The sequence below is a fragment of the Porcibacter vitabionis genome (assembly GCF_046263795.1).
Taxonomy (GTDB): Bacteria; Bacillota; Clostridia; order Lachnospirales; family Lachnospiraceae; genus Lachnocurva.
The window spans coordinates 122,543-147,589 of the sequence record NZ_JBJYZD010000001.1 but is presented as its reverse complement, the minus strand read 5'-3'; the positions used below and the strand labels follow the sequence as shown (position 1 = coordinate 147,589).

General features: G+C 47.1%; 22 protein-coding genes and 1 tRNA gene. 21 read left to right on the top strand and 2 right to left on the bottom strand.

Annotation, left to right across the window (positions count from 1 at the left end; translation table 11 throughout):
- Nucleotides 1-38: 38 nt before the first annotated feature.
- A complete protein-coding gene (locus tag ACKX2L_RS00690; protein ID WP_497551186.1) occupies nucleotides 39-563 on the bottom strand; it encodes a peptidylprolyl isomerase in 525 nt (174 codons plus the stop codon).
- Nucleotides 564-817: 254 nt separating this feature from the next.
- Between ACKX2L_RS00690 and ACKX2L_RS00685 the strand changes: the two genes are divergently transcribed.
- The 10 genes from ACKX2L_RS00685 to ACKX2L_RS00640 all read left to right on the top strand — a co-directional run bounded on the left by ACKX2L_RS00685 (nucleotide 818) and on the right by ACKX2L_RS00640 (nucleotide 9,278).
- Nucleotides 818-1,042, top strand: coding sequence for a hypothetical protein (locus ACKX2L_RS00685; RefSeq protein ID WP_497551187.1), 225 nt, complete (start codon nucleotides 818-820; stop codon nucleotides 1,040-1,042).
- 19 nt (nucleotides 1,043-1,061) lie between these two features.
- A complete protein-coding gene (locus ACKX2L_RS00680) occupies nucleotides 1,062-2,519 on the top strand; it encodes an ATPase, T2SS/T4P/T4SS family (RefSeq protein ID WP_497551188.1) in 1,458 nt (485 codons plus the stop codon).
- A complete protein-coding gene (locus tag ACKX2L_RS00675; protein ID WP_497552427.1) occupies nucleotides 2,467-3,837 on the top strand; it encodes a hypothetical protein in 1,371 nt (456 codons plus the stop codon). The genes ACKX2L_RS00680 and ACKX2L_RS00675 overlap by 53 nt, the downstream gene beginning before the upstream one ends.
- A gap of 13 nt (nucleotides 3,838-3,850) precedes the next feature.
- Nucleotides 3,851-4,186 (top strand): hypothetical protein, encoded by a 336-nt coding sequence (locus ACKX2L_RS00670; protein WP_497552426.1) that lies wholly within the window; start codon nucleotides 3,851-3,853, stop codon nucleotides 4,184-4,186.
- 131 nt (nucleotides 4,187-4,317) lie between these two features.
- The gene (locus ACKX2L_RS00665; RefSeq protein WP_497551191.1) at nucleotides 4,318-4,452 is read left to right on the top strand and encodes a hypothetical protein; all 135 of its coding nucleotides are present in this window, start codon (nucleotides 4,318-4,320) and stop codon (nucleotides 4,450-4,452) included.
- 52 nt (nucleotides 4,453-4,504) lie between these two features.
- Nucleotides 4,505-4,987, top strand: coding sequence for a hypothetical protein (locus ACKX2L_RS00660; RefSeq protein WP_497552425.1), 483 nt, complete (start codon nucleotides 4,505-4,507; stop codon nucleotides 4,985-4,987).
- Nucleotides 4,984-5,598: a hypothetical protein gene (locus ACKX2L_RS00655; RefSeq protein ID WP_497552424.1), complete on the top strand. Its 615-nt coding sequence runs from the start codon at nucleotides 4,984-4,986 to the stop codon at nucleotides 5,596-5,598. The genes ACKX2L_RS00660 and ACKX2L_RS00655 overlap by 4 nt, the downstream gene beginning before the upstream one ends.
- A 319-nt stretch (nucleotides 5,599-5,917) precedes the next feature.
- Nucleotides 5,918-6,649: an SDR family NAD(P)-dependent oxidoreductase gene (locus tag ACKX2L_RS00650; RefSeq protein ID WP_497552423.1), complete on the top strand. Its 732-nt coding sequence runs from the start codon at nucleotides 5,918-5,920 to the stop codon at nucleotides 6,647-6,649.
- Between the two features lie 33 nt (nucleotides 6,650-6,682).
- Nucleotides 6,683-7,309, top strand: coding sequence for a manganese efflux pump MntP (locus ACKX2L_RS00645; protein WP_497552422.1), 627 nt, complete (start codon nucleotides 6,683-6,685; stop codon nucleotides 7,307-7,309).
- A gap of 16 nt (nucleotides 7,310-7,325) precedes the next feature.
- Nucleotides 7,326-9,278, top strand: a complete 1,953-nt coding sequence (locus ACKX2L_RS00640; RefSeq protein ID WP_497552421.1) for an SPL family radical SAM protein — start codon at nucleotides 7,326-7,328, stop codon at nucleotides 9,276-9,278.
- A 173-nt stretch (nucleotides 9,279-9,451) separates the two neighbouring features.
- Here ACKX2L_RS00640 and ACKX2L_RS00635 read toward each other — a convergent pair.
- A tRNA-Leu gene (locus ACKX2L_RS00635) sits at nucleotides 9,452-9,534 on the bottom strand.
- Nucleotides 9,535-9,655: 121 nt separating this feature from the next.
- Here ACKX2L_RS00635 and ACKX2L_RS00630 point away from each other — a divergent pair.
- The 11 genes from ACKX2L_RS00630 to ACKX2L_RS00580 all read left to right on the top strand — a co-directional run bounded on the left by ACKX2L_RS00630 (nucleotide 9,656) and on the right by ACKX2L_RS00580 (nucleotide 25,035).
- Nucleotides 9,656-10,384, top strand: coding sequence for an adaptor protein MecA (locus ACKX2L_RS00630; protein ID WP_497552420.1), 729 nt, complete (start codon nucleotides 9,656-9,658; stop codon nucleotides 10,382-10,384).
- A gap of 39 nt (nucleotides 10,385-10,423) precedes the next feature.
- Nucleotides 10,424-11,236: a hypothetical protein gene (locus ACKX2L_RS00625; RefSeq protein WP_497552419.1), complete on the top strand. Its 813-nt coding sequence runs from the start codon at nucleotides 10,424-10,426 to the stop codon at nucleotides 11,234-11,236.
- A gap of 99 nt (nucleotides 11,237-11,335) precedes the next feature.
- Entirely contained in the window at nucleotides 11,336-11,626 is a 291-nt protein-coding gene (locus tag ACKX2L_RS00620) for a hypothetical protein (RefSeq protein WP_497552418.1), read from the top strand.
- A 274-nt stretch (nucleotides 11,627-11,900) separates the two neighbouring features.
- A complete protein-coding gene (gene ilvD / locus ACKX2L_RS00615; protein ID WP_497551200.1) occupies nucleotides 11,901-13,574 on the top strand; it encodes a dihydroxy-acid dehydratase in 1,674 nt (557 codons plus the stop codon).
- Between the two features lie 97 nt (nucleotides 13,575-13,671).
- Nucleotides 13,672-15,351 (top strand): biosynthetic-type acetolactate synthase large subunit, encoded by a 1,680-nt coding sequence (gene ilvB, locus ACKX2L_RS00610; RefSeq protein WP_497552417.1) that lies wholly within the window; start codon nucleotides 13,672-13,674, stop codon nucleotides 15,349-15,351.
- 51 nt (nucleotides 15,352-15,402) lie between these two features.
- Nucleotides 15,403-16,491 carry a 3-phosphoserine/phosphohydroxythreonine transaminase gene (gene serC, locus ACKX2L_RS00605; protein ID WP_497552416.1) on the top strand — a complete coding sequence of 363 codons (1,089 nt, stop codon included), beginning with the start codon at nucleotides 15,403-15,405 and terminating at the stop codon, nucleotides 16,489-16,491.
- Between the two features lie 57 nt (nucleotides 16,492-16,548).
- Nucleotides 16,549-17,712 carry a 3-phosphoglycerate dehydrogenase family protein gene (locus ACKX2L_RS00600; protein ID WP_497551203.1) on the top strand — a complete coding sequence of 388 codons (1,164 nt, stop codon included), beginning with the start codon at nucleotides 16,549-16,551 and terminating at the stop codon, nucleotides 17,710-17,712.
- 242 nt (nucleotides 17,713-17,954) lie between these two features.
- Complete coding sequence (locus ACKX2L_RS00595; protein ID WP_497552415.1) at nucleotides 17,955-19,568, top strand: diguanylate cyclase domain-containing protein; 1,614 nt, start codon at nucleotides 17,955-17,957, stop codon at nucleotides 19,566-19,568.
- A gap of 82 nt (nucleotides 19,569-19,650) precedes the next feature.
- Nucleotides 19,651-20,970: a DUF1015 domain-containing protein gene (locus tag ACKX2L_RS00590; RefSeq protein ID WP_497552414.1), complete on the top strand. Its 1,320-nt coding sequence runs from the start codon at nucleotides 19,651-19,653 to the stop codon at nucleotides 20,968-20,970.
- A gap of 2 nt (nucleotides 20,971-20,972) precedes the next feature.
- Complete coding sequence (locus ACKX2L_RS00585; protein ID WP_497552413.1) at nucleotides 20,973-21,935, top strand: mechanosensitive ion channel family protein; 963 nt, start codon at nucleotides 20,973-20,975, stop codon at nucleotides 21,933-21,935.
- Nucleotides 21,936-21,996: 61 nt separating this feature from the next.
- Nucleotides 21,997-25,035 carry an insulinase family protein gene (locus ACKX2L_RS00580; RefSeq protein WP_497552412.1) on the top strand — a complete coding sequence of 1,013 codons (3,039 nt, stop codon included), beginning with the start codon at nucleotides 21,997-21,999 and terminating at the stop codon, nucleotides 25,033-25,035.
- The last annotated feature ends 12 nt before the right edge of the window (nucleotides 25,036-25,047 follow it).

The following is a 25,047-nucleotide window of genomic DNA, read 5'->3' as shown; positions in this document are numbered from 1 at the left end:
TCACAAGGCTTTTTTTAGTCCATTTTCACGAGGCGTTTTTAGTCCATTTTCTCCGGTTCCGGATAATCTGTACCAAAGGTCTCTACGGTTACAGATTTCATGACCTGGGGCTCCATGGGCTTATCGGACCAATCGGTCTGAACCTCGGCGATACGGTTTACCACATCCATCCCCTCGGTGATCTTACCGAAGGCAGCATATTCGCCGTCGAGATGAGGCGCATCCTTATGCATGATGAAAAACTGTGAGCCTGCAGAGTCCGGCATCATGGTTCTTGCCATGGAAAGAACGCCTGCCGTATGCTTCAGATCATTCTGAAATCCATTGGAAGTGAACTCGCCTCGGATCGAATATCCGGGGCCGCCCATACCGGTCCCTTCCGGATCACCGCCCTGCAGCATAAAGCCTTTGATAACGCGATGGAAACCGGTGCCATCATAGAAGCCTTTTCTTACCAGCGAAATGAAGTTATTTACCGTATTCGGAGCAATTTCCGGATAGAGCTCCGCCTTCATTACATCACCATTTTCCATCGTAATTGTCACAATTGGATTCTGTGCCATTTTCATTCCCTCTTTCTATAGAAATATAGACCATTTCTTCTATGCTTCTATGATAACGAAAATGATCCATTTTTGTATAGGATTTCCAAAGATTTCATTTTCTTTTAATATCTGCTTTATCATTTTGAAATTATTTTTCTTTTTTCGGGCAAATTTTATTTTGCCTTAATGGTTGTTTCCATGGGAAGCGGATAGAATGATCCTTGTCGACGTCGAAAGAAGAAAAATGGGGTTCATTGGAAAGGGGTTATATTATGCAGGAAATCATTAAAGAGTATGGACCGGCACTGATCACAATTGTTGCCATTATTGCTTTGATCATCATTGTGAAGGCGCTGGTAGGAAATGGGACAGACGGGGTCATCGGCCAGGCTTTCAAAGGCATGATCGATTCGATGGCAAATAAGGCAAAGTCTGCGAATGGAGTGGTTCTGCCCGGAGCAGGCCTGGGAAAATGTATACCAGGCCTTTCGTTCTGACAAAACGGGGTGAATCGGTATGGGCAGTGAAAACATTAGGATCCGCCCAGAGGAACAGGAGGCCTATTTTGGCCTCCTCTATCCCTTTATTCAGGATCAGGAGATCACGGATATTGACTACAACGGAAGTGCTGTCTGGCTGACGGACTGCAGTAATATTCGAAGGATGAGCACGGTAGAGCTGAATGCGGACTTTGTGGATCAGTTTACCAAAAGAATCTCCAATGCCGTCAGTAAGCCTTTTCATAAGATGTCACCGGTTCTCGAAGCAGAGACAGATACTTTACGGATCACGATTGTCCATGAGAGCGTATGTGGGAAGAGGTGTTTTTGTATTCGAAAATCCCTCCCTTCCGTGCGCCTGACTGAAGAAAGCGCTGTAGCCACGGGATATGTGACAAAACGTATGCTGAATTTCCTGCGAAATTGTGTGAGGGCCAGAATGAACCTGGTCTTTGCCGGGAATCCGGGTGTCGGAAAGACGGAGTGTGCGAAATTTTTCTCCCGCTATATACCGGCCCGGGACCGGGTGATCACAATCGAGGATAATCCGGAGTGGCATTATGGAAAGGTCAATCCCAATAAGGATTGCATCGAAATGAAAATCAATCCATCCATGGACTACACACAAGCCATCAAAACCTGTTTGAGGCTGAATCCCACCTGGATGTTTCTGTCAGAGGCCAGATCTGTGGAAGTGCGTTATCTCCTGGAGGGTCTTTCGACCGGTGTTCGCGGTATGACGACCCTTCATACGGATGATGTCAGGAATATACCGGACCGTATTGTAAATATGGCCGGGGCAGGCAGCGAATCAGAGCGGATACGGAATGATGCATACAGTTTTCTGGATGTCGGCATTCTCTTGAAGAGAAAGGAAGTCAAGGATGAAAGCGGCTTTGTATCCGTACGGAGAATGATCGATCAGGTCTGCTTTTTCTTAAGAGAAGATGGGAAAAACTCCATTCTTATGGTAGAGGACAAGGGAGAGGAACTTCCTTTTCAGCTGACAGAGGCATTAAAACAGCGTTTCCTTGAAAGCGGGGTCGAAGATCTCTTTTCTGAAGATGGAAAGAAAAAAGGTCCATATCGATATGAGGAGGAGATCCTCGAGAAAACTTTAAAAGAAGCAGAGACCGTACGGAAAGAAGATGTCAGAAGTGAGCTGGAAGAAGCCGGGAAAAAGGACAGATTAGAAAGGGACAGATTAGAAAGAAACGGATCAGAAAGAGACAGCTCAGAAAGAGATAGCTCAGAAAGCGACAGATCAGAAAGAGACGGATTAGAACAAGACGGATCAGAAAGAGACGAATCAGAAAGAGACAAAGCAGAAAAAGACAGAGCAGCGAAAGAAAAGGAGATCCGGACCTATCTTGCAGAAATATCAAAAGAATTAGGAATTGCAGCGGAAGGAGGGACCTGCCATGGCAGAAGAAGTTATCAGAAGTCAGGAAATAGCGCCGATGCCATCTCATGAAGAACTGGAGAAGTATGGCTATGTCTTTTCTGTCAAAAAAACGCTGGGTTTATATTTCATTATTACGATCCTCATGCTTCTTCTTGGACGTGTGTTTTCTCTGAATCTGGTCTCACAAATCATTGTTCTGGCAGTTACTTTTCTGATGCTGCCGTTTTTTATCCGGAACACTTTGAGAAATCAGTACAATCAGAAGCGTTTTTCGGATCTCAATACCTATATGGAGCAGTTCCTCTATTCCTTCCAGAAAAACGGTAAGGTACTGACCACGCTCGAAGAGGTCAGAGATCTCTTCGAGGACGGCCTGATGAAGGATCTTCTGGATGAGGCGGTTTCTTATATTACAGAGACCTTCGATGAGGGAAATGTGGAAAAGAAGGCTTTGCGGCTTCTGGAACGGGAATATCCGAATGACAGCCTTCGGAATATTCATAAGTTCGCCCTGGATGTCGAGAAGAATGGGGGTAATTTTACTACTTCGATTCAATTACTCTTATCTTCCCGGCAAATGTGGGCCGACCGGAACTATTCCCTCTTAAAGGAAAAAAGGCATGCAAGAAGTAAGGTCATTATGTCGATCCTGACGAGCCTGGTTTTATGCGCTATGGTGCATTTCCTGGAAATAAAGCTTGATCTGGATGTGAGTAAGCAGCCGATCCTCCAGGGTATAACAGCTATTGTGCTTTGTCTGGATCTTCTGATTTTCTATCTGGCGGATCGAAAATTTTCTCAGGATGATGCCATAACGGATAGAGTCAGGACACGGGATATCCTGGAGTCGAAAAACTATCTCCATCGCTGCAATCCAAAGAATCCGATTTCCAGACTGGGAGCAAAGGCTGCGAGAAAACGAGTGACCAGACAAATCGAAAAGGATTTTCCCAGTTGGCTGATGCAAGTCTCCCTGCTCTTACAGACAGAGAATGTTCAAGTTGCTATTTTAACAAGCTTTCCGGATGCTCCGGCGGTTCTGAAGAGTGATTTGGATCAGTTGATCCGTGATCTGGAACAAGATCCGGTATCGATACATCCATATTTAAATTTTCTGAAAGATTATACCCTTCCTGAGGTCCGCTCCGCCATGAAAATGCTCTATTCTCTGTCAGAAGGAAAAGGCGGGGAAGCAGCCGGTCAAATCCGGGAGCTGATCCAGAGAAATCAGGTGTTGCAGGATCGTTCTGCTAAATTGGGCAATGAAGATGTCATGGCCGGTATGTTCTTACTTTTTCTCTCGCCTCAGTTAACGGGCGGCCTTTTGATGTTAGCGGATATGATCCTGATGTTTTCAGCATATCTTCTGAAAATGGGCAATCTTTAAGACAGGGGGATTTATGGACAATTTGATCAAAGGATTTCTGGGTGTTTTTTTCCTTCTTCTGATTTCTTTCCTGGGTCTTAGCCTTGTGCATGCCGGTATGAATGCCAGAGATGCAGACACCTTTTTAAGTGCCAGTGCGAAACAGATCTCGAACAGTAATTATGCACCGACTGTGATAGAAACCTGTAAGAAAGAGGCCAGGCAGAAGGGCTATCGACTGAGCATGGAAACGGTACAGCCGAAAGACCGGGATCGCCCGGTCTATGGGAAGCTGAGGCTTCGCTATGACTTTACTGTGCCGATCCTGTCCTTTCGGGAAGAACGGGTGATCGAAGAGGACCTGGGTTAGGGAAACATTGTAAAAAGAGGGGGAAATCAGATGAAAGAAATTTTAGAAGAGTATGGCTTGGCACTGGTATTCTTGCTTCTCGGAGGGGGCCTTTTCGCAGGCTGGATCGTTTTGATCCGGGAGATCTCGATATGAAGAGTCTTTTACAATCATACGGAGGAATGATCATTGGAGTGGCAGGGACTGCAGCAATCATCGGACTGATTTTCTTAGCAAAGCCGGAATTGGCTCATTTTCTGGAAAATTGGTGCAGTCGTTTTCTATAGGGCAGGAAGAAATAAGGACAATAGCGTAAGGCGACAGGAAGGGAGGGGAGATATGCGAACGATTTTAGAACATTATGGGATTGCAATTCTTGCAGTCCTTTCTGCTTTGGCAATCCTTATATGGATTGGAGCGATCGTCAATAGAAAGGGAGCCCTGCATCCCCTTTTTCAGAAGGGATTGGCGGGCGATTATATCGACAACTCGAGCGAATCAGACGAGGATCTGTCCTTAACGGCGATGCAGGGAACATCCGGGAAAAGCCTTCCGGATATCCATGTGCAGGGAGATCTTGTGATCGATCATCCATATGAGAGTGGTGAAATCATAAGGACCACAAGAGGATATCCACCGTCATTTGGGGTTCGCTTTCTTAAAATCTGGAATTTTCAAGGCGTGGATCTGAGCAAACAATGCATTCAATCAGATGGGCGGATCCTTTTCTCAGCAGCAGGTGTTTATCGGGCCCGTGTTTTTCTGAGTGAGAAAGACGGTAGATCTGGTGCCGTGGAAGTTTATTTAGGAGTTACGGCATGAAAAATATGATGATTGGACTTGGGATGGCCTTTCTTACCGGTCTTATTCTATTGGCCCTTTTGATTCTTACCTCCCGTCAGCAAAGGGAGAAGGAATTGGAGCATGCACTGACATTTTCTGTTTGTGAGAGTCTGCGATCCGTTGAAAGGTCGGGGACAGCGGTTTCTTCAGAGAGCATGGAAAGAGAAGTGAAGGAACGTTTGAAGAAACGACTGAAAGAAGAGGAGAGAGAAGAGAAGGATCAAAGCTTTTCCTTGAAGGTGAAAGTCCTGGAGGCAGATTCCGACAAGGGCATTTTGTCCTGCCGGGCAGAGGAAAGCTATCGCCATATGAATGGGCAAAGAGGCAAGGTCACGGCAGAGGCAACGGCAATTTTAGAAGCGGATGCCAAGGATAGCTTTTATCAGGTCGATTTTTATTTGCCGGGTCAAAAAGCGGCATTTCGGAGCTATCTCTTACAAGAAGATTCGAAACTGATCCGGCCGAAGGATCCGAGTATGGAAGGGAAAGTTTTTGAGGGATGGTATGATGCCAGCGGGGAAAAACTGAAAGAGGATCGCCGTGTCAGTGAAAATATGGAATTCTGGGCGCGTTTCCGGCCGAGCCTTTGAGCTGGTTTTCTCTTTCAGAAAAAGACCAGACAAACCACAATATTCTGAATTTATATGTATAAGCTGGCGAAAACAGGGCCGAAATCAACACTTTCGCAAGATATGGCCGAAAAGTTATCCACAAGTTGTTAACAAATTGTGGGTAAAATCTCGCTGGATCTTTTGTAAATAAAAGCAATCGAACTTATCCACGATCTGTGAATAGACCATATCTGGCAATTGGAAAATTGTGCATATAATATTTTCGGCCTATCTTTTCCTTGTCGTAAAATATGATATAATTATAAAATTATATTTTACAAAAGAAAGGCAAGATGGAATGGAAGTTCCCGAAAAGGTCTTATTGACCGGCGCAAGTTCCGGTATCGGAAGAGCTATGGCGAAAAGGCTTCTGGAAGAGGGATATGAGGTTTACGGGGTGGGAAGGGAGTTCTCACATGATCTTGGGATCATAAAAAAGGATCCTCGATTTCATGCCATATCCCTTGATCTTCTTTCCCCGCATGCGGAAGAAATCATACAGTCTGAGGTTCTGGCAGATGGACATGATATTGATATCCTTATCAATAATGCGGGGGCTGCCTATTATGGTCTCCATGAGAATATCCGTCCGGACCAGATCCGGGAGATGATTCGCCTGAATCTGGAGATTCCCATGATTCTGACACGCCTGGTTCTTCCATCGATGAAGAAGCGAAAAAAGGGCGATATTATTCAGATTGCAAGTGTGACATCACTTTCTATGGAGAATACCTATGGAGCAGCCTACGGCGCTTCTAAGGCAGGACTTCTCAGTTTCAGCCGTAGCCTTTTTGCAGAGTGCAGGAAATGCGGAATTCGTGTTTCCAGTATTTTACCGGACATGACAGATACCAATCTCTATCGAAATGCGGACTTTTCTGCAGACACGGAGTTTGGCTGCAGTCTGGATCCGGAGGATATTGCAGACGGTCTTCTTTATCTCTTGAAACTGCCAAGAGGAAGAGTTGTGCAGGAAATGATGATCCGCCCGCAATATCATAGGATTCAAAAGAAAAAGATAAGGAAATGAAATACAGAGGGATTGGAAATGCTTCTTTTATTCATGAATAGTATAGCTCTTGGTATCGGTTTGGCTATGGATGCTTTTTCCGTCTGTATCGCCAATGGATTGAAAGAGCCCCATATGAATCGAAGCCGGCATTTGAAAATGGCCTCGGTCTATGCCTTCTTCCAGTTTGCTATGCCAATGATCGGTTGGGCCTGTGTTCATCTGATTGCATCGAAATTCCGCACTTTCCAGAAATTTATTCCATGGATTGCTCTGATTCTGCTTCTTTGGATTGGCGGTAAGATGCTGCATGATGGCTGGAAGAAAATTCATTGCAGCAGAGATCAGAAGTCAGAAAATGAGATCCGGTCTGATTCATCGACAGAGAAACAATGTTTGTGCCTTACGGAAGACGAACGGATCCCTTTCCAGACCATTCTGGTCCAGGGAGTAGCGACTTCCATCGATGCCTTGTCCGTCGGTTTTACAATTGCACATTTAGATGCAGGGCCGGCTTTTTTATCCTGCCTTATCATTGCCCTGGTAACCTTTTTGATCTGTGTGGCCGGAGTGAAGCTTGGTAAGATTTTCGGGGATCATTTGGATCGCTTTGCGGATATATTGGGCGGCCTTATTTTGATCGCCATCGGTCTTGAGATCTTTATCTCTTCTTTTTTCTAATTTCTAAGGATCATTTATGCTTTATCTTTTTACAGCCTTATATGCCGAAGCACGTCCTCTGATCCGGGCGCTGGATCTTATGCAAGTGGATCAGGAAGGCTCTATTCGCCAGTTTCGAAGCCGGGAGGGAAAAGATCCGATCCTTCTTACGGTCATGGGAACAGGGCCGGTCAAAGCGGCTTTTTCTGCCGGTTTCTGCCTTGGAAATATCGACCGAAGCGAAGAAAACGAATGTATCCTATACGGAAGTGCAGCAGTGGAGGATCCGGAGGGGATCCGGGAAAACCATTCTCTCTATCTGGTCGCCGGCCTGAAGAATCTGGATTCCGGCAGGCTGTTTTATCCGGATCTGTTTGACCGGGCCTTTCCTCTGGCCTTTCTTATGACAGGAAGCCGGATTTACCAGGCAAGTGATGCTTTGCAGCCGGATCCTTTTTTTACTTTAAAAGGCCAGGGATATTCTGCCTGTCTTCATGATATGGAAGCCGCAGCTTTTTTTGAAGCAGCTTCGACCTGTCTGGGTCCGGATCAGATTCATATTCTGAAATTTGTATCGGACGATGGGAAGGAAAGTGAAAATCTCACTGCAAAAGATCTGGAACAAATGTCCGAGAGACATTTGCCGGAACTTTTGTCCTTCTTAAGGGGAATTCTGAAGACCATACATGAAAAGTCAGACAGAAGCCCTTCTCTCCTTATGGAAGATGCGCCCTTCACAGCAGAGGAGCTGCACGCATCTGTTGCTATGGAAAACGAACTGCAGCAACTTTTGATCTATGGTGGAGAAATCGGATTTTCATTTTCAGAAGAAAGGAGAATTTTGCTGGAGGAAGGCCTGCTTCCCTGCAGAGATAAGAAGGCCGGGAGCAAGGCCCTGGAACGGATTCGCAGGGATCTTCTGTCCATGGCTTTACCGGCTTTTCATGACAAAACACAGGATCATAAGAAAAGAGAGATTCCAGGACAAAATACTCCCTGGCTCGTTTACATCGAAGAAGGAATCTGGGACCGAAAGGAAACAAGGGAAATTCTGGATCGGATTCCAAACCCCAAGACCCTTCTTCCGATCCGCCATTATAAGGATCTTTTTAATCGTCGTCGCCAGAATACTGTCGGACAGCATGCTAATAGAAGCCTGATCCTTGCTGAGAAGAAGGGGCAGCTTATTTATCCCGGGGCAAAGGTTTGCCAGGACTTTGGGAATCGGTATTTTTATTATACGTCCTGCATTATGAACTGTCTCTTTGACTGTGATTATTGCTATCTGAAGGGACTCTATCCGTCAGGACTTCCGGTCATATTCGTAAATCTGGCAGATATTTTTAAGGAATTGGAGGAATTATTACAAAAGCATCCGGTCTATCTGTCTGTGTCTTATGATACAGATCTTGTGGCAGTGGAGAACCTGACTTCCTATGTAAGGAAATGGACGGAATTTACGATCACTCATCCGGATCTTATGATTGAGATCCGAACCAAGTCCGGCAGATCGGATCTGATATCCAAGCTTCCACCCTGCGATCGGGTCATTTTCGCAGTGACGATTTCGCCGGAAGAGATCCGCGAGAGCTATGAACATCAGACCGGAAGCATGGAGAATCGCCTGGCTCTGGCCAGAGAAGCAATGAAGGCCGGATTTGGAACACGGCTTTGTTTTGATCCGATGATATATGTTTCCAATTGGAAAGAAATTTACAAAAGAATGTTTGAAAAGATACAAGAGGAGATGGATCTTACGAAAATCCGGGACTTTAGTGTCGGAAGTTTTCGTATCTCGGATTCCTATTTAAAGCAGATGCGCCATGTCCTTCCGGAGTCTCCTGCAGTTCAGTTTCCTTTTGTGAAGAGAGAGGGTTATTATCAATATCCGGAAGGTATTGTGAAGGAAATGGAAGACTTCATGATGCAGAAGCTTCTGGAATATGTCCCGAGAAGCCGGATCTTCCTGTGGGAAGAGAAAGAAAGCTGATTTTAAGAAGACAGACCATCCTTGGAGAGCCCCGGGATTTCAAACAGGATGGAATGAAAAATAAAATACCATCCTTCCAAGGGATAAGCCTTGAAAGGATGGTGTTAGCGAAAGAAAAATAAAATACCACCCTTTCAAGGAAGAAACCTTGAAAGGATGGTATTACTCTCCAGTACAGGAGATGGGACTTGAACCCACAAGGTGTTGCCACCGGAAGATTTTGAGTCTTCTGCGTCTGCCATTCCGCCACTCCTGCGCGACTAAAATAGTCTACCATATCTGTACATGCATTGCAAGGGCTTCGTCAAACTTGCAATCATCCATGAATCTTCTATAATAATAGTTAGAAAAGACTCGAAAGAAGGGAGGTATTTCCTATGCGTTTTCAAAAAATAAGCGATAACTCCATCCGTTGTATTATTTCGCAGGAAGAGATGAATGCCAAGGGTCTGCAGATCGATGACCTTATGGATAATCGGGAAAAGGCCGAGGATTTCCTCCGATATATCTTGCAGGAAGCACGCTATGCCGTCGATTTCCGTACCAATGGAAATGTTTTGAATGTGCAGCTCACCATGATGCCAAGCGGAGATATTTCTCTCATGATCTCGGATGATGAGGATAGCGCCATTCGGAATGTGATCGCGGAAATGAAGAATCATCTGGCGACTTTACAGGCCGAAGCCTCTGCTTCCCAGAATCAGAAAAGTTCCAAGCAAGCCGCCGGCACGAATCCTTCGACAGCCAATGCTGATCCTACGATGATTCATTTGGATTCTTCCGATGGCAGCCTGGAAGAAAACCCGGATGACATTCTGGATCTACCGCTCTGGGCGCAGTTAGACAGCCTGGAAGACTGTATTGAGCTGGCTTCTCAACTTCCCGAACTGAAAGATGAGAAGTCTACACTCTACTATTATCAGGGCATGTATTTTCTGGAGATTCGTCTCAAGAGGAATCGAAAACAGCTGGCCGGAATAGCATTACGGGTCGTTGAGCATGCAAACAGCCTTTATGCTGATGTTCCCGGCATTCTTGAGATTGTGGAACATGGGATCGTATTACGGAAGGGTACGGCAGTGAAAGACCTTCTGGCATTGAAGTAAATATCGGAAACGATGACACTGTTTTCTTGGCGGTAATTCATGATATCGGACGAAATTAAAGTACAGAGAGACAAAATGAAAGGGAAGGGCATCAGGGCTCAGCTGGATTATTTCTGGACCTATTACAAAGTGCCCTTCCTGATTTTTCTTTTGGTCATACTTGTTTTGATCTACCTCATTCACTTTTTTATGAGCAAAAAGGATGAGGTTTTTGGCGTGACCTTCTTAAATGTAGAGCACACCGCAGAAGAGAATACGCTTTCCCCAATGAGAGATGATCTGACGAAGGATTTGAACAAGCTTTTTGATTTGAACTCGAATCAGACCGTGGATATTGACAATAGCCGCTATCAGACTCCAGGCAGCAGCTTTAACAGTACCGACCTTGCAGTGCAGAGTGCGATTCTGGCTTCCATGTCAGCAGGGACTTGTGATGTAGCTATTATGGATGCATGGAATTATGAGAAATATATGTCGGGCGGAGCTTTTCTTGATTTAAGGAAAGTCCTTTCAGATGAGGAATTAAAGGCCCTGTCCGGAAAAATCTATTATGCCGACCGGGATTCCATTGGAAATGAAGACGAGGACTATTCCGGGGACAACATGGGAAAGGGAGAGGAGGATATCTCTCTGGCAGAGGCAGAAGGAAAGGAGGCTTTATCTACATACATCCTTCCGGATCCGACTGCGATGAAAGACCCCGTTCCGGTTGGAATCCTTGTCAACGATTCGGCCTATCTTTCCAAATATAAGGCCTATCAGAAGTCAGCTGCCATTCTGGGTGTCTGCAATAAGACTAAGGATCAGAAGAAGGCAGTGGAATTCATAAAATTCATCATGAAAAACAAATAAGGGAAATAAGGAAAAACTTGAAATTTCATCTTTTCTGCAATCGCAAGAACTGGTAGAATAAAGTTTATCAATTACCAGATATTGGGGAGACGCCTAGAGATGAAAAACAAGCTGACCTATGGGAAAAACATGGATTATGATGTGATCCTTTGTAAGACCTATAATGATCTGGCAGGCAAGAATACCTGCCGGCATTTGATGGAGCATTCCATTTCTTATTCTTTGAACTGGCTTTATATTCCATTTTTCCTTCGGAACTGGAGTAAGGGATATAAAGAGGTATGTGTGATTTCCGTCAACCGGAATGACTGGTATCAGGCGAAGAGAGCTTTGTCAGATCTGGAAGAAAGATATCGAAAGAGACTAATCGTCAATCGGGTGGGTGCCTGATTGGATCAACTGCCGGCGCTTGCCGGCTTTTTTTTATTTGGAAAAGAAATGGTATTGTATAAATCGGCATACAAATCAGAATATTGACCCACATTTGACTATTTGTGATAAAATATACGGCAACAATTCAACGTATAAAAGTTAAAATTTCTATTGAATTGCCTGTAGTAAATGATTATCATTATTAAGTGAATATCATTCAATTATAACTTGAAGAATATTTCATAAAAAGATTACTTGTCATTTGAATCAATAACCTCAAAGGAGGACCCATATGAAATCAGATCATATGAAATCAGGAATGCAGCAGGCACCGGCCAGAAGCCTTTTAAATGCTCTCGGCTGGACCGCAGAAGAAATGAAGAAACCAATCGTAGGGATCGTAAGCTCCTTTAATGAAATTATACCGGGTCATATGAACCTGGATAAGATTACGGAAGCCGTCAAGATGGGCGTTGCAGAGGCCGGTGGTATGCCGGTCGTTGTTCCTGCCATTGCGGTCTGCGATGGGATTGCCATGGGACATATCGGTATGAAGTATTCTCTTATTACGAGAGATTTGATCGCAGATTCGACCGAGGCTCTGGCCATTGCCCACCAGTTCGATGCTCTGGTTATGATCCCGAACTGTGATAAGAATGTTCCGGGACTTCTGATGGCGGCTGCCCGGCTCGATCTGCCGACGGTCTTCGTTTCCGGAGGCCCTATGTTGGCCGGCCATGTCAATGGCAAGAAGAGATCCCTGTCTTCCATGTTCGAGGCTGTCGGAGCCAATGCAGCCGGCAAGATGTCTGTAGAGGAGGTTCGTAATTACGAAGAAAATGTGTGCCCGAGCTGTGGCTCCTGCTCCGGCATGTACACGGCAAACTCCATGAACTGCCTGACCGAGGCCATGGGTATGGGTCTTCGTGGGAACGGAACCATACCGGCTGTATACTCTGCAAGACTTCGTCTGGCAAAGAAGGCCGGATATGCGGTGATGGACCTCTTCCGTAAGGGAATTACAGCAAGACAGATCATGACAAAGGATGCGATCTTAAATGCATTGACGGTGGATATGGCACTGGGCTGCTCGACCAATTCCATGTTGCATCTGCCGGCCATCGCCCATGAGATCGGTTTTGATTTTGATATCAGTTTTGCAAATCCGATTTCGGAGAAGACCCCGAATCTCTGCCATCTGGCTCCTGCCGGTCCGACTTATATGGAGGATCTGAATGAGGCCGGCGGCGTCTATGCCGTTATGAAGGAATTGGCGGATATCGGCCTGCTTCATACGGACTGTCTGACGGTTACCGGTCAGACGATCGGCCAGGCAATTTCTACTGCTGTAAATTTAAACCCCGAAGTCATTCGTCCGGTAGACAATCCTTATATGAAGACCGGCGGACTTGCCGTTCTGAAGGGAAATCTCGCTCCGGACGGATCTGTTGTCAAGCGTTCGGCTGTTGTTCCCGAAATGATGAAGCACACAGGACCGGCCAGAGTTTTCGATTGCGAAGAGGATGCCATCAAGGCCATCAAGGGTGGTGATATCCATCCCGGCGATGTCGTTGTCATTCGTTATGAAGGACCTAAGGGCGGCCCTGGAATGAGAGAAATGCTGAATCCGACCAGCGCGATCGCCGGTATGGGCCTTGGCGATTCGGTTGCCTTGATCACAGATGGCCGTTTCTCCGGCGCCAGCCGTGGCGCATCGATCGGTCATGTCTCACCGGAAGCTGCAGTCGGCGGACCGATCGCCCTGGTCGAAGAAGGCGATACGATCGAGATCGATATCGACAATCTGTCGATCAAGCTGGATGTCTCCGACGAGGAACTGAGTCGTCGTAAGGCAGCATGGAAGCCCCATCAGCCAAAGGTGACGACGGGATATCTGGCACGCTATCAGGCTATGGTAACTTCCGGAAACCGGGGAGCTATTCTCGAAATTCCGAAGGCTGAGTAAATGGCTTTGGAGCTGTGATCAGAACATTTGAAATACGAAATGGTATTTCTGTCAGGAATACGAAAAATACAGGAAAGAAAAGGAAAGAGGAGAGTTTATGCAGCTTACAGGCGCACAGATCGTCATCGAATGCCTGAAAGAACAAGGAGTTGATACCGTTTTCGGTTATCCGGGCGGTGCGATCCTGAATGTATATGATGAATTATATAAGCATCAGGATGAGATCCGTCATATCCTGACCAGTCATGAGCAGGGTGCATCCCATGCGGCAGACGGTTATGCCCGCTCTACCGGAAAAGTCGGTGTCTGTTTTGCGACCAGCGGCCCCGGAGCCACAAACCTTGTGACCGGTATTGCTACGGCTTATATGGATTCTGTCCCCATTGTCGCCATTACCTGTAATGTCGGAGTCAGCCTTCTGGGCAAGGATTCTTTTCAGGAAGTGGATATCGCCGGTATTACCATGCCGATCACCAAGCACAATTTTATTGTAAAGGATGTGAATCGCCTTGCAGATACCATCCGGAGGGCCTTCCGTATTGCAAAATCCGGCCGGCCCGGTCCGGTCCTGGTGGATATTCCGAAGGATGTCACGGCGGCTGTCTGTGATTATGAGAAGAAACAAGTAAAGCCGGCAGAAAGGAAGACCGACAAGATTCGGGAAGAGGATCTTCAGGCAGCAGTGCAGATGATTGAGGCTTCTAAGAAGCCCTATATTTTCGTTGGAGGCGGTGCAGTGATTTCGGATGCCTCCCCGGAACTGGCTGAATTCGTTCGGAAGGTGGATGCGCCGGTCGCTGATTCTTTGATGGGAAAGGGTGCCTTCGACGGCAGAGACCGGCATTATACCGGCATGCTTGGCATGCACGGGACCAAGACTTCGAATCTGGGCGTCTCAGATTGTGACCTTCTCATTGCCCTTGGTACACGTTTCTCTGACCGGGTTCTTGGAAATCCGAAGAAATTTGCCATGGATGCGAAGATTCTCCAGGTCGATGTCGATGCGGCGGAGATCAATAAGAATCTTTTAGTGGATCAGGAGATCCTCGGCGATCTGAAGGAGGTCTTAAAGCGATTGAATCAGATGCTTCCGGAACTCCATCATGAGGAATGGAATGAAAAGATTCAGGGCTTGAAAGAGAAATTTCCTATGACTATAGCAAAGGAGGGGCTGACAGGCCCATTTGCTGTGGACTATGTTTATCAAAAAACACAGGGCGATGCGATCGTTGTGACGGAGGTCGGTCAGCACCAGATGTGGACGGCCCAGTATTACAAGTTCCATAGACCGCATCAGTTCCTGACTTCCGGAGGGCTTGGAACGATGGGCTACGGCCTGGGCGCCGCGATTGGTGCACAGATCGGAAATCCGGACAAGACGGTTGTGAATTTCGCCGGAGACGGATGTTTCCGGATGAATATGAATGAGCTGGCAACGGCTTCGAGGAATCATCTTCCTCTGATCGAGATCATTATGAATAATCATGTGCTTGGCATGGTCCGCCAGTGGCAGGATCTCTTCTATGGCAAGCGCTATTCCGCAACCATCCTGGATGATGGCGTTGATTATGTCCGTCTGGCAGAGGCCATGGGCTGTAAGGCTTATAGGGCCAAGAGCCGGGAGGAATTCAAAGAAGCCTTTGATCGTGCCTTGAAAGAGAAGAAACCGACGGTTATCGATTGTATCATCGGCTCCGATGATAAGGTCTGGCCGATGGTGGCGCCGGGTGCGCCGATCCGCGACTGTTTCAGTGGTGAGGATGAGAATATTCAGTAGGGAACCGGATCAGATTTCTGATCATGAGTATAAAGAAAGGAAACAAGAACAATGAAGAGAGTGTACAACTTTTCCGCAGGACCCGCAGTATTACCTCTCGAAGTGCTCGAAGAAGCACAGAGAGACTTGCTTGACTACAAGGGCTATGGTATGTCCGTTATGGAGATGTCACACCGATCTCAAATGTTCGCTGATATCATTGAAACCGCTGAAAAAGATATCCGTGACCTGATGGAAATCCCGGACAATTACAAGGTGCTTTTCCTTCAGGGAGGCGCCTGGCAGCAGTTCTCCGCCATCCCTATGAATCTTATGACAAAGCATAAGAAGGCCGGTTACATCATCACCGGTCAGTGGGCCAAGAAGGCTTACGGCGAGGCTAAGCGTTACGGTGATGCCATTGCCCTGGCTTCTTCTGAGGACAAGACCTACAGCTATATCCCGGATTGCAGCGATCTGCCGATCACGGACGACATGGACTATATTTATATCTGCCAGAACAATACCATCTACGGCACCCGCTATCCAAAGCTTCCCAACACCAAGGGTGTGGACCTGGTAGCAGATGTTTCTTCCATGTTCTTAAGCGAACCGGTCAATGTGAAGGACTATGCAGTGATCTACGGCGGCATTCAGAAAAATGTAGGCCCTGCCGGACTGGTCATTGATATCATCCGGGATGACTTGATCACAGACGATGTCTATCCGGGCACACCGACCATGTTAAAGTGGAAGACTCAGGCGGACAAGGATTCTCTCTTTAATACCCCGAACTGCTGGGCCATCTATATCTGCGGCCTGGTATTCAAGTGGCTGAAGAAGCAGGGCGGACTGGCTGCCATGAAGACCAGAAACGAAGAGAAGGCCAAGATCCTCTATGATTATCTGGATCAGTCCAAGCTTTTCAAAGGAACGGTTGAGAAGGACAGCCGGTCTCTTATGAATGTTCCTTTTGTCACAGGCGACAAGGACATGGATGCCAAATTCGTTGCAGAAGCCAAGGCCGCAGGCCTTGAAAATCTGAAGGGACACAGAACCGTCGGCGGTATGCGGGCTTCTATCTATAATGCCATGCCGAAGGAAGGCGTCGAGGCTCTGGTCAACTTCATGGAAGACTTTGAAAAGAAGAACTTGAAATAGAAATCAGTAAGAGAAAAGCCCAATCGATGGATCAAGAATTAGGGAAGGAAAAAGAAAATGTATAAATACCATTGTCTGAATCCATTAAGCCAGACCGGCTTGGATCACTTTAATACCAATTACCAGAAAACCGAAGAGATCACTGATGCAGACTGCGTTCTGGTTCGTTCCGCCAAGATGCATGACATTACATTGGATCAAAAGACCGTTGCTGTAGCAAGAGCCGGCGCCGGAGTCAATAATATTCCTCTGGAAGCCTATGCAAAGCAAGGTGTTGTAGTCTTCAATACACCCGGTGCCAATGCAAACGGCGTCAAGGAGCTCGTTATCGCCGGCATGATCCTGGCTTCCAGGGATGTCGTCGGTGGTGTCAACTGGTCCAGGGAAAATGCCTCTGACCCTGACATCAGTAAGAATATGGAGAAAGCTAAGAAGCAGTTCAAGGGAACCGAGCTTTCCGGAAAGAAACTGGGCGTGATCGGCCTTGGCGCCATCGGACAGATGGTCGCCAATGCAGCTGTAAGTCTCGGTATGGAAGTCTATGGCTATGATCCTTATATTTCCGTCAATGCTGCCTGGAACCTGTCCAGAGAGGTCCATCATGAGACCAACCCTGCCCGTCTCTATGCGGAAGCAGATTTCATCACGGTCCACATTCCTCTTCTGGATTCGACACGGGGCATGATCAATCGGGAAGCCATCGAGAGCATGAAGAAGGGCGTGATCCTTCTCAATTATTCCAGAGACGTGATCTATGATGAAGCAGCAGTCATGGACGGGATCGCCGCCGGAAAGATCCGTAAGTATGTCACGGATTTCCCCAATCCGCTGACGGCCGGCAAGGAGGGCGTCATCGCGACCCCGCATCTTGGCGCATCTACGGATGAGTCGGAAGAGAACTGTGCAGTCATGGCCGTAAAGGAGATCATGGATTATATGGAGAATGGAAATATCACCCATTCCGTTAATTATCCGGACTGCAATATGGGTATCTGCACAGCAGACGGTCGGCTTGCTCTTCTCCATCACAACACCAAGGGCGTCATTGCGAAATACACTTCGATCCTTGGAGATGCCGGCTTAAATATCACGGACATGACAAATAAGGGCAAGGGCGATTTCGCTTATTCCCTTCTGGACTATGACGGTGAATTGAAGGAAGAGACCATTCAGGCTTTGAATGCGATTGATGAAGTCTATAAAGTGCGTGTCATCAAGTAAGAAGTGAAGGATACAAAAAAGAAGGCATTCAGAAAGCTTTCTGTGTAGAGATGCTTTTGATTTTTGGTATCTTATGGCATGCAAGGAACCGGATGAAGACAGACAAAGGACGGGTCAGATCAGTTTCTGGCCCGTTTTCTTTTTTTACGTTTTGTAATTGCAGAGATTTTCATTTCGCCGTATCATAAAAGAAGTATGTAGAAAAAAGAAATATTTGACTAGTCAGCGAGAAGAATATAAGGATGACAGACAACAGAATTTCTGACAAGGATTGGTATCAAATAAAAACAGAAGAAATCCGCCACGTTCGTTTTCAGGATCCGGAGAGAGTCCTTTCTCTGGCCCGTTCCATGCTGGCCCGGGCAGAGGAGGAGAAGAATGTCGGAATGATCGGCCTGGCCCATTTTTGGACCGGGGATGCTTACTATATGCTGATGGATAGTGAGAACAGTATCGCACATATCCATGAGGCTATGAAATCATTGAATGATGCCGGGGATTATGATCATTTGGGACAGTGCTATAACCTTCTTGGCATTATTTTCTCCCATCAGGGCGATAATTCCGCAGCCTTTCAGAGTTATATCAGAGGAATCGCAATTTTAAGAGATCATCCGGACTATGATCATCTGGCTACCATGCTTTATGCGAATTGTGCCGAGCTCTGTGATCGAACCGGAAATCTTCTGGATGCAAGGAAGATGTACCTTCAGAGCCTGATCTATTGCGAAAGGCTTTATGCCAAAAGTTCGAATTATCAGGGACTCCTGCCGGTGATTTACAGGGGACTTGTTCTTCTGGAGATTAACCTTGGAAATGAAGGAGAAGCCCGGGCATATCTGAAACGTCTGAATCGGGAGATCCAGGCATGTCCGGAAGAAAAGGATTGTTTTGAACAATACATGGTACTGCTTCTTTTTTCCGCCTTTCTGGGGAAACAAGAAAATGTGGAAAGCTTTGAACAGAAGGCGCTCGCGTCTTATCTCAAGATAGAATATCCGATCGATTATTTCTGGCCAACCATCTCCTTTCTGAATTATCTGGAATCCAAGGGGAAATTTCCGGAAATGAAGATCGTTCTGAATCACATGGACCAGGGCCTCAACAAGGACGATTTCCCGGATTGCCAGGCCCGGCTGGCCGGATATCGCATTCGTATGGCAGAGTCTCTCGGGGATCGGGATGAGGAATTGACTCAGTTTCGCCGTTATTGTCATTTCATGACGGAAAGAACCAGGATCCAGAATCATACCATCAGTCTTCTCATGGAGATGCAGAAGTCTCTGGATCAGTCGATGGAGCAGAATATCCTTTTGGAAAAGCGGGCGAATACGGATGCTTTGACAGGCATCCCCAATCGGGCCCGCTATAATGAGATGGCAGATCGCCTGCTTCAGCAAAGCCTTGAGAAGCAGGAAAATTTTGCAATTGAAATGATGGATATCGATCATTTTAAACAGGTCAATGATACTTATGGCCACCGGGCAGGAGATCAGGTCTTAAAAGTGGTTGCGGATTCGCTTCGAAAAATGGTCTCTGATCAGGTCCAGGTCTTCCGCTATGGAGGGGATGAGTTTACCATTCTCTATACTGGCCTGGATTATGAAGGAATCCGGGAAACAGCAGAGAAACTTCGGCAGGATATCTACGACAATTTGCGTTTATCCGGCCTGCCCCAGGCAACTGTTTCCCAGGGGATCAGCTTTTCTGTACCGGTCAAGGAGAACCGTGTCTGGGATTTTGCCTCCCAGGCGGATGCGGCCATGTATCAGATGAAACGCTCCGGCGGCGATCAGATTCGGATTCTTTCCAAGGAGACCTTGATCCGCATGCCTCATGCCGGAGAGACTTTATGATTCGGTCAGAAAAAAGAATGAGAATCCGCGAATGAAGCATTCACGGGAAACATATGAATGATAGAAAGAAGGTTATTTATTTATGGCAGTCATCAGACCATTTTGTGCGATCCGTCCCGCAGCGAATCTCTCTTCTGAGATCGCATCCTTACCCTATGATGTCTATTCCACAGAAGAGGCCAGGGAGAGAACCAAGGACCGGCCCCTTTCTTTCCTCCGGATCGATCGGGCTGAGGTCAATTTTCCGGAGGGAATGGACCCTTATCAGGCAGACGTCTATCAGAAGGCTCACGATCTCTTCTGGGAAGAGGTTCATGAGGGCGATTATCAGAGGGACCAAAAGCCCGGCCTCTATCTCTATGAACTGACCATGCAGGGAAGGGTCCAGACAGGCCTTGTGGCTCTGACTTCTGTTGACGATTATGAAAATGGTATCATCAAGCGCCATGAGGATACTCTGGAAGCCAAGGAAAATGACCGTGTCCTCCATATCGATATTGTCAATGCCCAGACCGGACCGGTTTTTCTCGTCAATAAAAAGAGTCAGGAATTGAAAACTCTCCTGGAAGCGCAGAAGACGAAGGAACAGCTTCTTTTTGACTTTACGACTGACCAAAAGGTGCGCCAGCGTGGGTTTGCTATTACGGATCCGACGACGATTGATCAATTGAAGGCTTTGTACCGGGAGCTGGGCTCGCTCTACATTTGCGATGGCCATCACCGGGCAGCTGCTGCGGTCAAGGTCTGTGAGAAGAGAAGGAAATATAACCCGCATTATACCGGGAATGAAGAATTCAACTACTTCCTCTCCGTTATTTTCTCGGAGGATGAGGTCAAATCTCTGGACTATAATCGGGTTTTCCGGTCCTTAAACGACCTGGACAGGGATGAATTCTTAGCCAGCCTTCTCTTTCATTGCGATATCCAGCCGGTCCTGGAACTCGGCGGTATGAAGCAGATGGAGGCTTCGGATCCTAAGGCCGCCATGGATCAGAAACACCATGAGTTCCTGGAAAATACCGTCCGTCCCAAGGAGAAGGGCAGCTTTTCTCTTTATGTCGGCGGCCGCTGGTATCTCTGCAAGTTCCATGAGGACGTCCGGTCGAATGATCCGGTGGAAGGCCTGGATGTAGCTCTCCTTCAGAAATATGTCTGCCGGGAGATCCTGGGCATCGAGAATCCGAGGACCGATCCGAAGATTGATTATGTCGGAGGCATTCATGGTCTGGAAGAACTGGAGAATCGCTGCGAAAAGGACTGTCTCGCGGCCATCGCCATGTATCCGACCAGCCTTTCGGAACTGATGCAGGTTGCAGACCTTGGCAGAAGGATGCCGCCCAAGTCCACCTGGTTTGAACCAAAGCTCTTAAGTGGTCTCTTCATTCATTCTCTGGAGGATTGATCATGAATACACAGTTTCTTCTCTCCAAGGCGGCAGGCTTGTTTTTATCCAAAGGAAAGGATACAAGTCTTACTGCCAAGGATTCCACCAAGCAGGTCACAGATCTGGCCAGGCAGGCAGAGAAGACAAGCAGTTCTCTCTCGACGGGAGTTTTCCAGCAGTGGCTGGAGGACCAGATTCCCCATGTGATTTCCTTTGCCACTCTGGTTCTTCTGGCTCTTCTGGTCTGGTTTATCGGAATGAAGGTGACAAAATTCATCCGAAAACTGGTTCGAAAGGCCCTGGAACGGCATCAGATCGAGACAGGCATTCGTCAGTTTGTGGATGCCTGCGTCAAGGTCATCTGTTATCTGGCTCTGATCGCTTTGATCCTTCGTGTCTTTGGAATCGAAGCCACATCGCTTGCGGCAGTCGTTGCATCCATGGGTGTGACGGCCGGCCTGGCTCTCCAGGGAGCCCTGTCGAATTTTGCCGGCGGTGTACTGATCCTTCTCTTAAAGCCCTTTGTGGTTGGCGATTATATTGTGGAGGATACCCATAAGAATGAGGGGACGGTGGCGGAAATCTCAATCTTTTATACCAAGCTTCATTCCCTGGACAATAAGACGATTGTGATCCCGAACGGCGTTCTGGCCAATGCCTCTCTGACAAATGTGACGCATGCCATGTCGAGACTCCTGGATCTGGAGGTTGGCATCTCTTATGATGACGACATCCGGACAGCAAAGGATGTCCTTTTTACCCTGGCCATGAAAGAGAAGAAACGGCTGCCGGATTCGACCCCTTCTGTCTTTGTCAAAGAACTGGGAGAATCCAGTGTTGTGCTTGGTCTACGTTTCCAAACAAAGACCGAAGACTACTGGGAGGTCCGCTTCCGTATGCTGGAGAATATGAAATATGCTCTGGATGAGGCCGGGATCTCGATCCCTTATCCTCAGCTGGATGTGCATAGTCGGGCAGAATGAGTCCTAAGCTTTTCTGCGAAGGACAGTTTGTATCAAGTAAGAAAAAGGAACAGGAAATTTTATGAAGTCATTTAACATTCCAGATACTTATGAATGCATTCGGGAGGAGGATCTCTCGGATATTCACTCGAAAGGCTATGTCTTACGCCATAAAAAATCCGGCGCAAGACTGGCTCTGATTGCTAACGAAGACGAGAATAAGGTCTTCTATATCGGCTTTCGGACACCGCCCAAGGATTCGACCGGTGTCGCTCATATCATCGAGCATACGGTCCTATGCGGCTCCGAGAAGTATCCCTTAAAGGATCCTTTTGTGGAACTGGTGAAGGGTTCTCTCAATACCTTTCTCAATGCTATGACTTATCCGGACAAGACGGTCTATCCGGTGGCATCCACCAATGATCAGGATTTTGCCAATCTGATGGATGTTTATATGGATGCCGTGTTTCATCCCAATATCTATGACAAGCCGGAGATTTTCGCTCAAGAGGGCTGGCATTACGAACTGGATCAGCCGGACGGCGATTTGAAACTGAATGGTGTTGTTTATAATGAAATGAAGGGCGCTTTTTCCAATCCGGATGATGTCCTGGAACGGCAGATCATGAATTCTCTCTTCCCGGATACGACTTACGGTATCGAGTCCGGCGGAGATCCAAAGGTCATTCCGACACTGACAAGGGAGGCCTATCTGGATTTCCACAGGCGTTTCTATCATCCGGTCAATTCTTATATCTATCTCTATGGAGACATGGATTTCGAAGAGAGACTGAACTATCTGGATCGGGAGTATCTCTCTCACTATGACAGAATTGATGTGGATTCCCATATTGATCTGCAGAAGCCCTTTGACAAGATTCATGAACTCACGATGCACTATCCGGTTTCCGAGGGTCAGGATCTGTCCGGTCAGACCTATCTCTCTTTAAATTATGTGATCGGAAATGCTCTGGATCAGGAATTGATCACAGCTTTCGATGCCCTGGAATATGCCCTTTTGTCTGCTCCCGGTGCGCCTCTGCAGAAGGAACTTCTCGCCAATGGCATCGGCAAGGATGTAACCGGAGGTTTTGACAGCGGGACCCTCCAGCCGACTTTTTCCATTACGGTCAAGGGATCGGATCCGGACAAAAAGGCTCAGTTTTTGACCATTGTAAAGAAGGTCCTGGAAGATCAGGTGAAAAACGGCGTGGATCCAAAGTCTCTGGAAGCTTCTCTTAATAATTCGGAATTCCGTTTCCGCGAAGCTGATTTCGGCGGTTTTCCCAAGGGCCTGATCTACGGCTTGAACCTGTTCGATACCTGGCTCTATGACGATGACCAGCCATTCACAGTCCTTCACAGTCTGAAGGTTTATCAGGACGTTCGAAAAAAGATCGGAAGCGGTTATTTCGAAGAGCTGATCCAAAAGTATCTCCTTTCGAATCCGCATGCTTCCTTCGTTGTCGTCGATCCGGAAGCCGGACTTACCGTTCGTGAAGATAAAAAGCTCCAGGAAGAGCTGAATCAATATAAGGCTTCCCTGTCGAAGGAAGAGATCGATACGATCATTCAAAAGACCCGTCATCTGAAGGAATATCAGTCAGAAGCGGAAAGCGAAGAGGGATTAAAGTCCATTCCCCTTTTGAAACGGTCGGATCTTAAAAAGGAAGCCAGACCATTTTATTACAAGCTGAGCCGGGCAGATGCTACGGATCTTCTCCACAGTGATATTGAAACGAATGGCATTCTTTATCTCACCTTTGTCTATCGGAATGTCAGACTGCATGCCAAGGATGTGCCGGTTCTGTCCTTTTTGACCAAGGTCATGGGACTGGTAGATACGGACAAGTACAGCTATCAGGATCTGTCGAATGAGATCAATCTGCATCTGGGCGGACTGAATATCGGTACCAACATCTATCGGAGAAAGGAAAAGGATCAGTCGGCAGAACTTACGGTAGAAGTCGGTGCCAAAATGATTGCCGGTCAGGGCAATACCCGCTATTTCCTGGACCTGATCGATCAGATGATCTTTGCTTCTCATTTCGAGGACAAGAAACGGATTCGGGAGATCCTCCTGCAGGAAATCTCCTCGGTCGAAACTTTGATTCAGAGTAAGGGACATCTGGCAGCCGCTGTTCGGGCCAAGTCTTACTTTAATGATGCAGCAGCCCTTGCCGATGCGCAGAACGGACTGACCTATTATGATTATCTGAAGACTTTTGAGAAGGATTTTGATTCTTATTATGAGGATTTCTGCAGGAAATCTTTGGAATTGATCTTAATGATCTTCCGGCCGGAAAATCTCTTCTGCCATGTCAGTGGAAGAGAAGATCTAAAAAAGGAAGCAGAAGGCTGTATCCCTGTCTGGAAAGCGGCTATGGCAGCAGGGGATTACTCCATCAGCCAGAAGGCACTGGAACTTGCCGGTGTCAGGGACCTGTCACAGGCGGACCCCAACCTGCTCTTCCAAAAGCTCCATACATTAAAGGCTCCGTCCGGCAAGGGAGCATCTTTTGACCTTTATCAGGGAAAGCTTTTAAACGAAGGGATCAAGACCCCGGCCAAGATTCAGTATGTCTGCCGGGCCGGCGACTTTCAGAAGGCCGGCTTCTCCTATCAGGGAGCCATGAACATTTTGAAAGTCATCCTGGGCTATGATTATTTCTGGGTCAATATCCGTGTCAAGGGCGGTGCCTACGGCTGTATGTCCGATATGAAGCGAGACGGATCCATGACCTTTGTGACCTACCGGGATCCGAATTTGAAGGAATCCATTCAGGTCTTCGATGAGACACCGGACTATCTCAGGTCCTTCGATGCCGATGAGAGGGATATGACAAAGTATGTGATCGGTACCATCTCTTCCATGGATACCCCACTGCCTCCTTCCATGCTGGGCTTACGCGATCTGCGCATGTACATCGAGGAAGTGCCTTTGGAGGAAATACAGACCATCCGAAACCAGGTCCTCACAGCAAAACCGGAGGATATCCGTGCTCTGGCAGAGCCGGTTGCTGCAGCACTGGATCAAGGAGTCCTCTGTGTGATCGGAAATGAAGGCAAGCTGGACAAGGACCGGGAACTTTTTACTACCTTGCGCAGGCTGACGGAATAAGGAGAAACATAT

What these genes read in the sequence shown, in the direction of transcription:
- ACKX2L_RS00690 (WP_497551186.1), bottom strand. Translation starts at nt 563, where the DNA reads ATGGCACAGAATCCAATTGTGACAATTACGATGGAAAATGGTGATGTA.
- ACKX2L_RS00685 (WP_497551187.1), top strand. Translation starts at nt 818, where the DNA reads ATGCAGGAAATCATTAAAGAGTATGGACCGGCACTGATCACAATTGTT.
- ACKX2L_RS00680 (WP_497551188.1), top strand. Translation starts at nt 1,062, where the DNA reads ATGGGCAGTGAAAACATTAGGATCCGCCCAGAGGAACAGGAGGCCTAT.
- ACKX2L_RS00675 (WP_497552427.1), top strand. Translation starts at nt 2,467, where the DNA reads ATGGCAGAAGAAGTTATCAGAAGTCAGGAAATAGCGCCGATGCCATCT.
- ACKX2L_RS00670 (WP_497552426.1), top strand. Translation starts at nt 3,851, where the DNA reads ATGGACAATTTGATCAAAGGATTTCTGGGTGTTTTTTTCCTTCTTCTG.
- ACKX2L_RS00665 (WP_497551191.1), top strand. Translation starts at nt 4,318, where the DNA reads ATGAAGAGTCTTTTACAATCATACGGAGGAATGATCATTGGAGTGGCA.
- ACKX2L_RS00660 (WP_497552425.1), top strand. Translation starts at nt 4,505, where the DNA reads ATGCGAACGATTTTAGAACATTATGGGATTGCAATTCTTGCAGTCCTT.
- ACKX2L_RS00655 (WP_497552424.1), top strand. Translation starts at nt 4,984, where the DNA reads ATGAAAAATATGATGATTGGACTTGGGATGGCCTTTCTTACCGGTCTT.
- ACKX2L_RS00650 (WP_497552423.1), top strand. Translation starts at nt 5,918, where the DNA reads ATGGAAGTTCCCGAAAAGGTCTTATTGACCGGCGCAAGTTCCGGTATC.
- ACKX2L_RS00645 (WP_497552422.1), top strand. Translation starts at nt 6,683, where the DNA reads ATGAATAGTATAGCTCTTGGTATCGGTTTGGCTATGGATGCTTTTTCC.
- ACKX2L_RS00640 (WP_497552421.1), top strand. Translation starts at nt 7,326, where the DNA reads ATGCTTTATCTTTTTACAGCCTTATATGCCGAAGCACGTCCTCTGATC.
- ACKX2L_RS00630 (WP_497552420.1), top strand. Translation starts at nt 9,656, where the DNA reads ATGCGTTTTCAAAAAATAAGCGATAACTCCATCCGTTGTATTATTTCG.
- ACKX2L_RS00625 (WP_497552419.1), top strand. Translation starts at nt 10,424, where the DNA reads ATGATATCGGACGAAATTAAAGTACAGAGAGACAAAATGAAAGGGAAG.
- ACKX2L_RS00620 (WP_497552418.1), top strand. Translation starts at nt 11,336, where the DNA reads ATGAAAAACAAGCTGACCTATGGGAAAAACATGGATTATGATGTGATC.
- ilvD (WP_497551200.1), top strand. Translation starts at nt 11,901, where the DNA reads ATGAAATCAGATCATATGAAATCAGGAATGCAGCAGGCACCGGCCAGA.
- ilvB (WP_497552417.1), top strand. Translation starts at nt 13,672, where the DNA reads ATGCAGCTTACAGGCGCACAGATCGTCATCGAATGCCTGAAAGAACAA.
- serC (WP_497552416.1), top strand. Translation starts at nt 15,403, where the DNA reads ATGAAGAGAGTGTACAACTTTTCCGCAGGACCCGCAGTATTACCTCTC.
- ACKX2L_RS00600 (WP_497551203.1), top strand. Translation starts at nt 16,549, where the DNA reads ATGTATAAATACCATTGTCTGAATCCATTAAGCCAGACCGGCTTGGAT.
- ACKX2L_RS00595 (WP_497552415.1), top strand. Translation starts at nt 17,955, where the DNA reads ATGACAGACAACAGAATTTCTGACAAGGATTGGTATCAAATAAAAACA.
- ACKX2L_RS00590 (WP_497552414.1), top strand. Translation starts at nt 19,651, where the DNA reads ATGGCAGTCATCAGACCATTTTGTGCGATCCGTCCCGCAGCGAATCTC.
- ACKX2L_RS00585 (WP_497552413.1), top strand. Translation starts at nt 20,973, where the DNA reads ATGAATACACAGTTTCTTCTCTCCAAGGCGGCAGGCTTGTTTTTATCC.
- ACKX2L_RS00580 (WP_497552412.1), top strand. Translation starts at nt 21,997, where the DNA reads ATGAAGTCATTTAACATTCCAGATACTTATGAATGCATTCGGGAGGAG.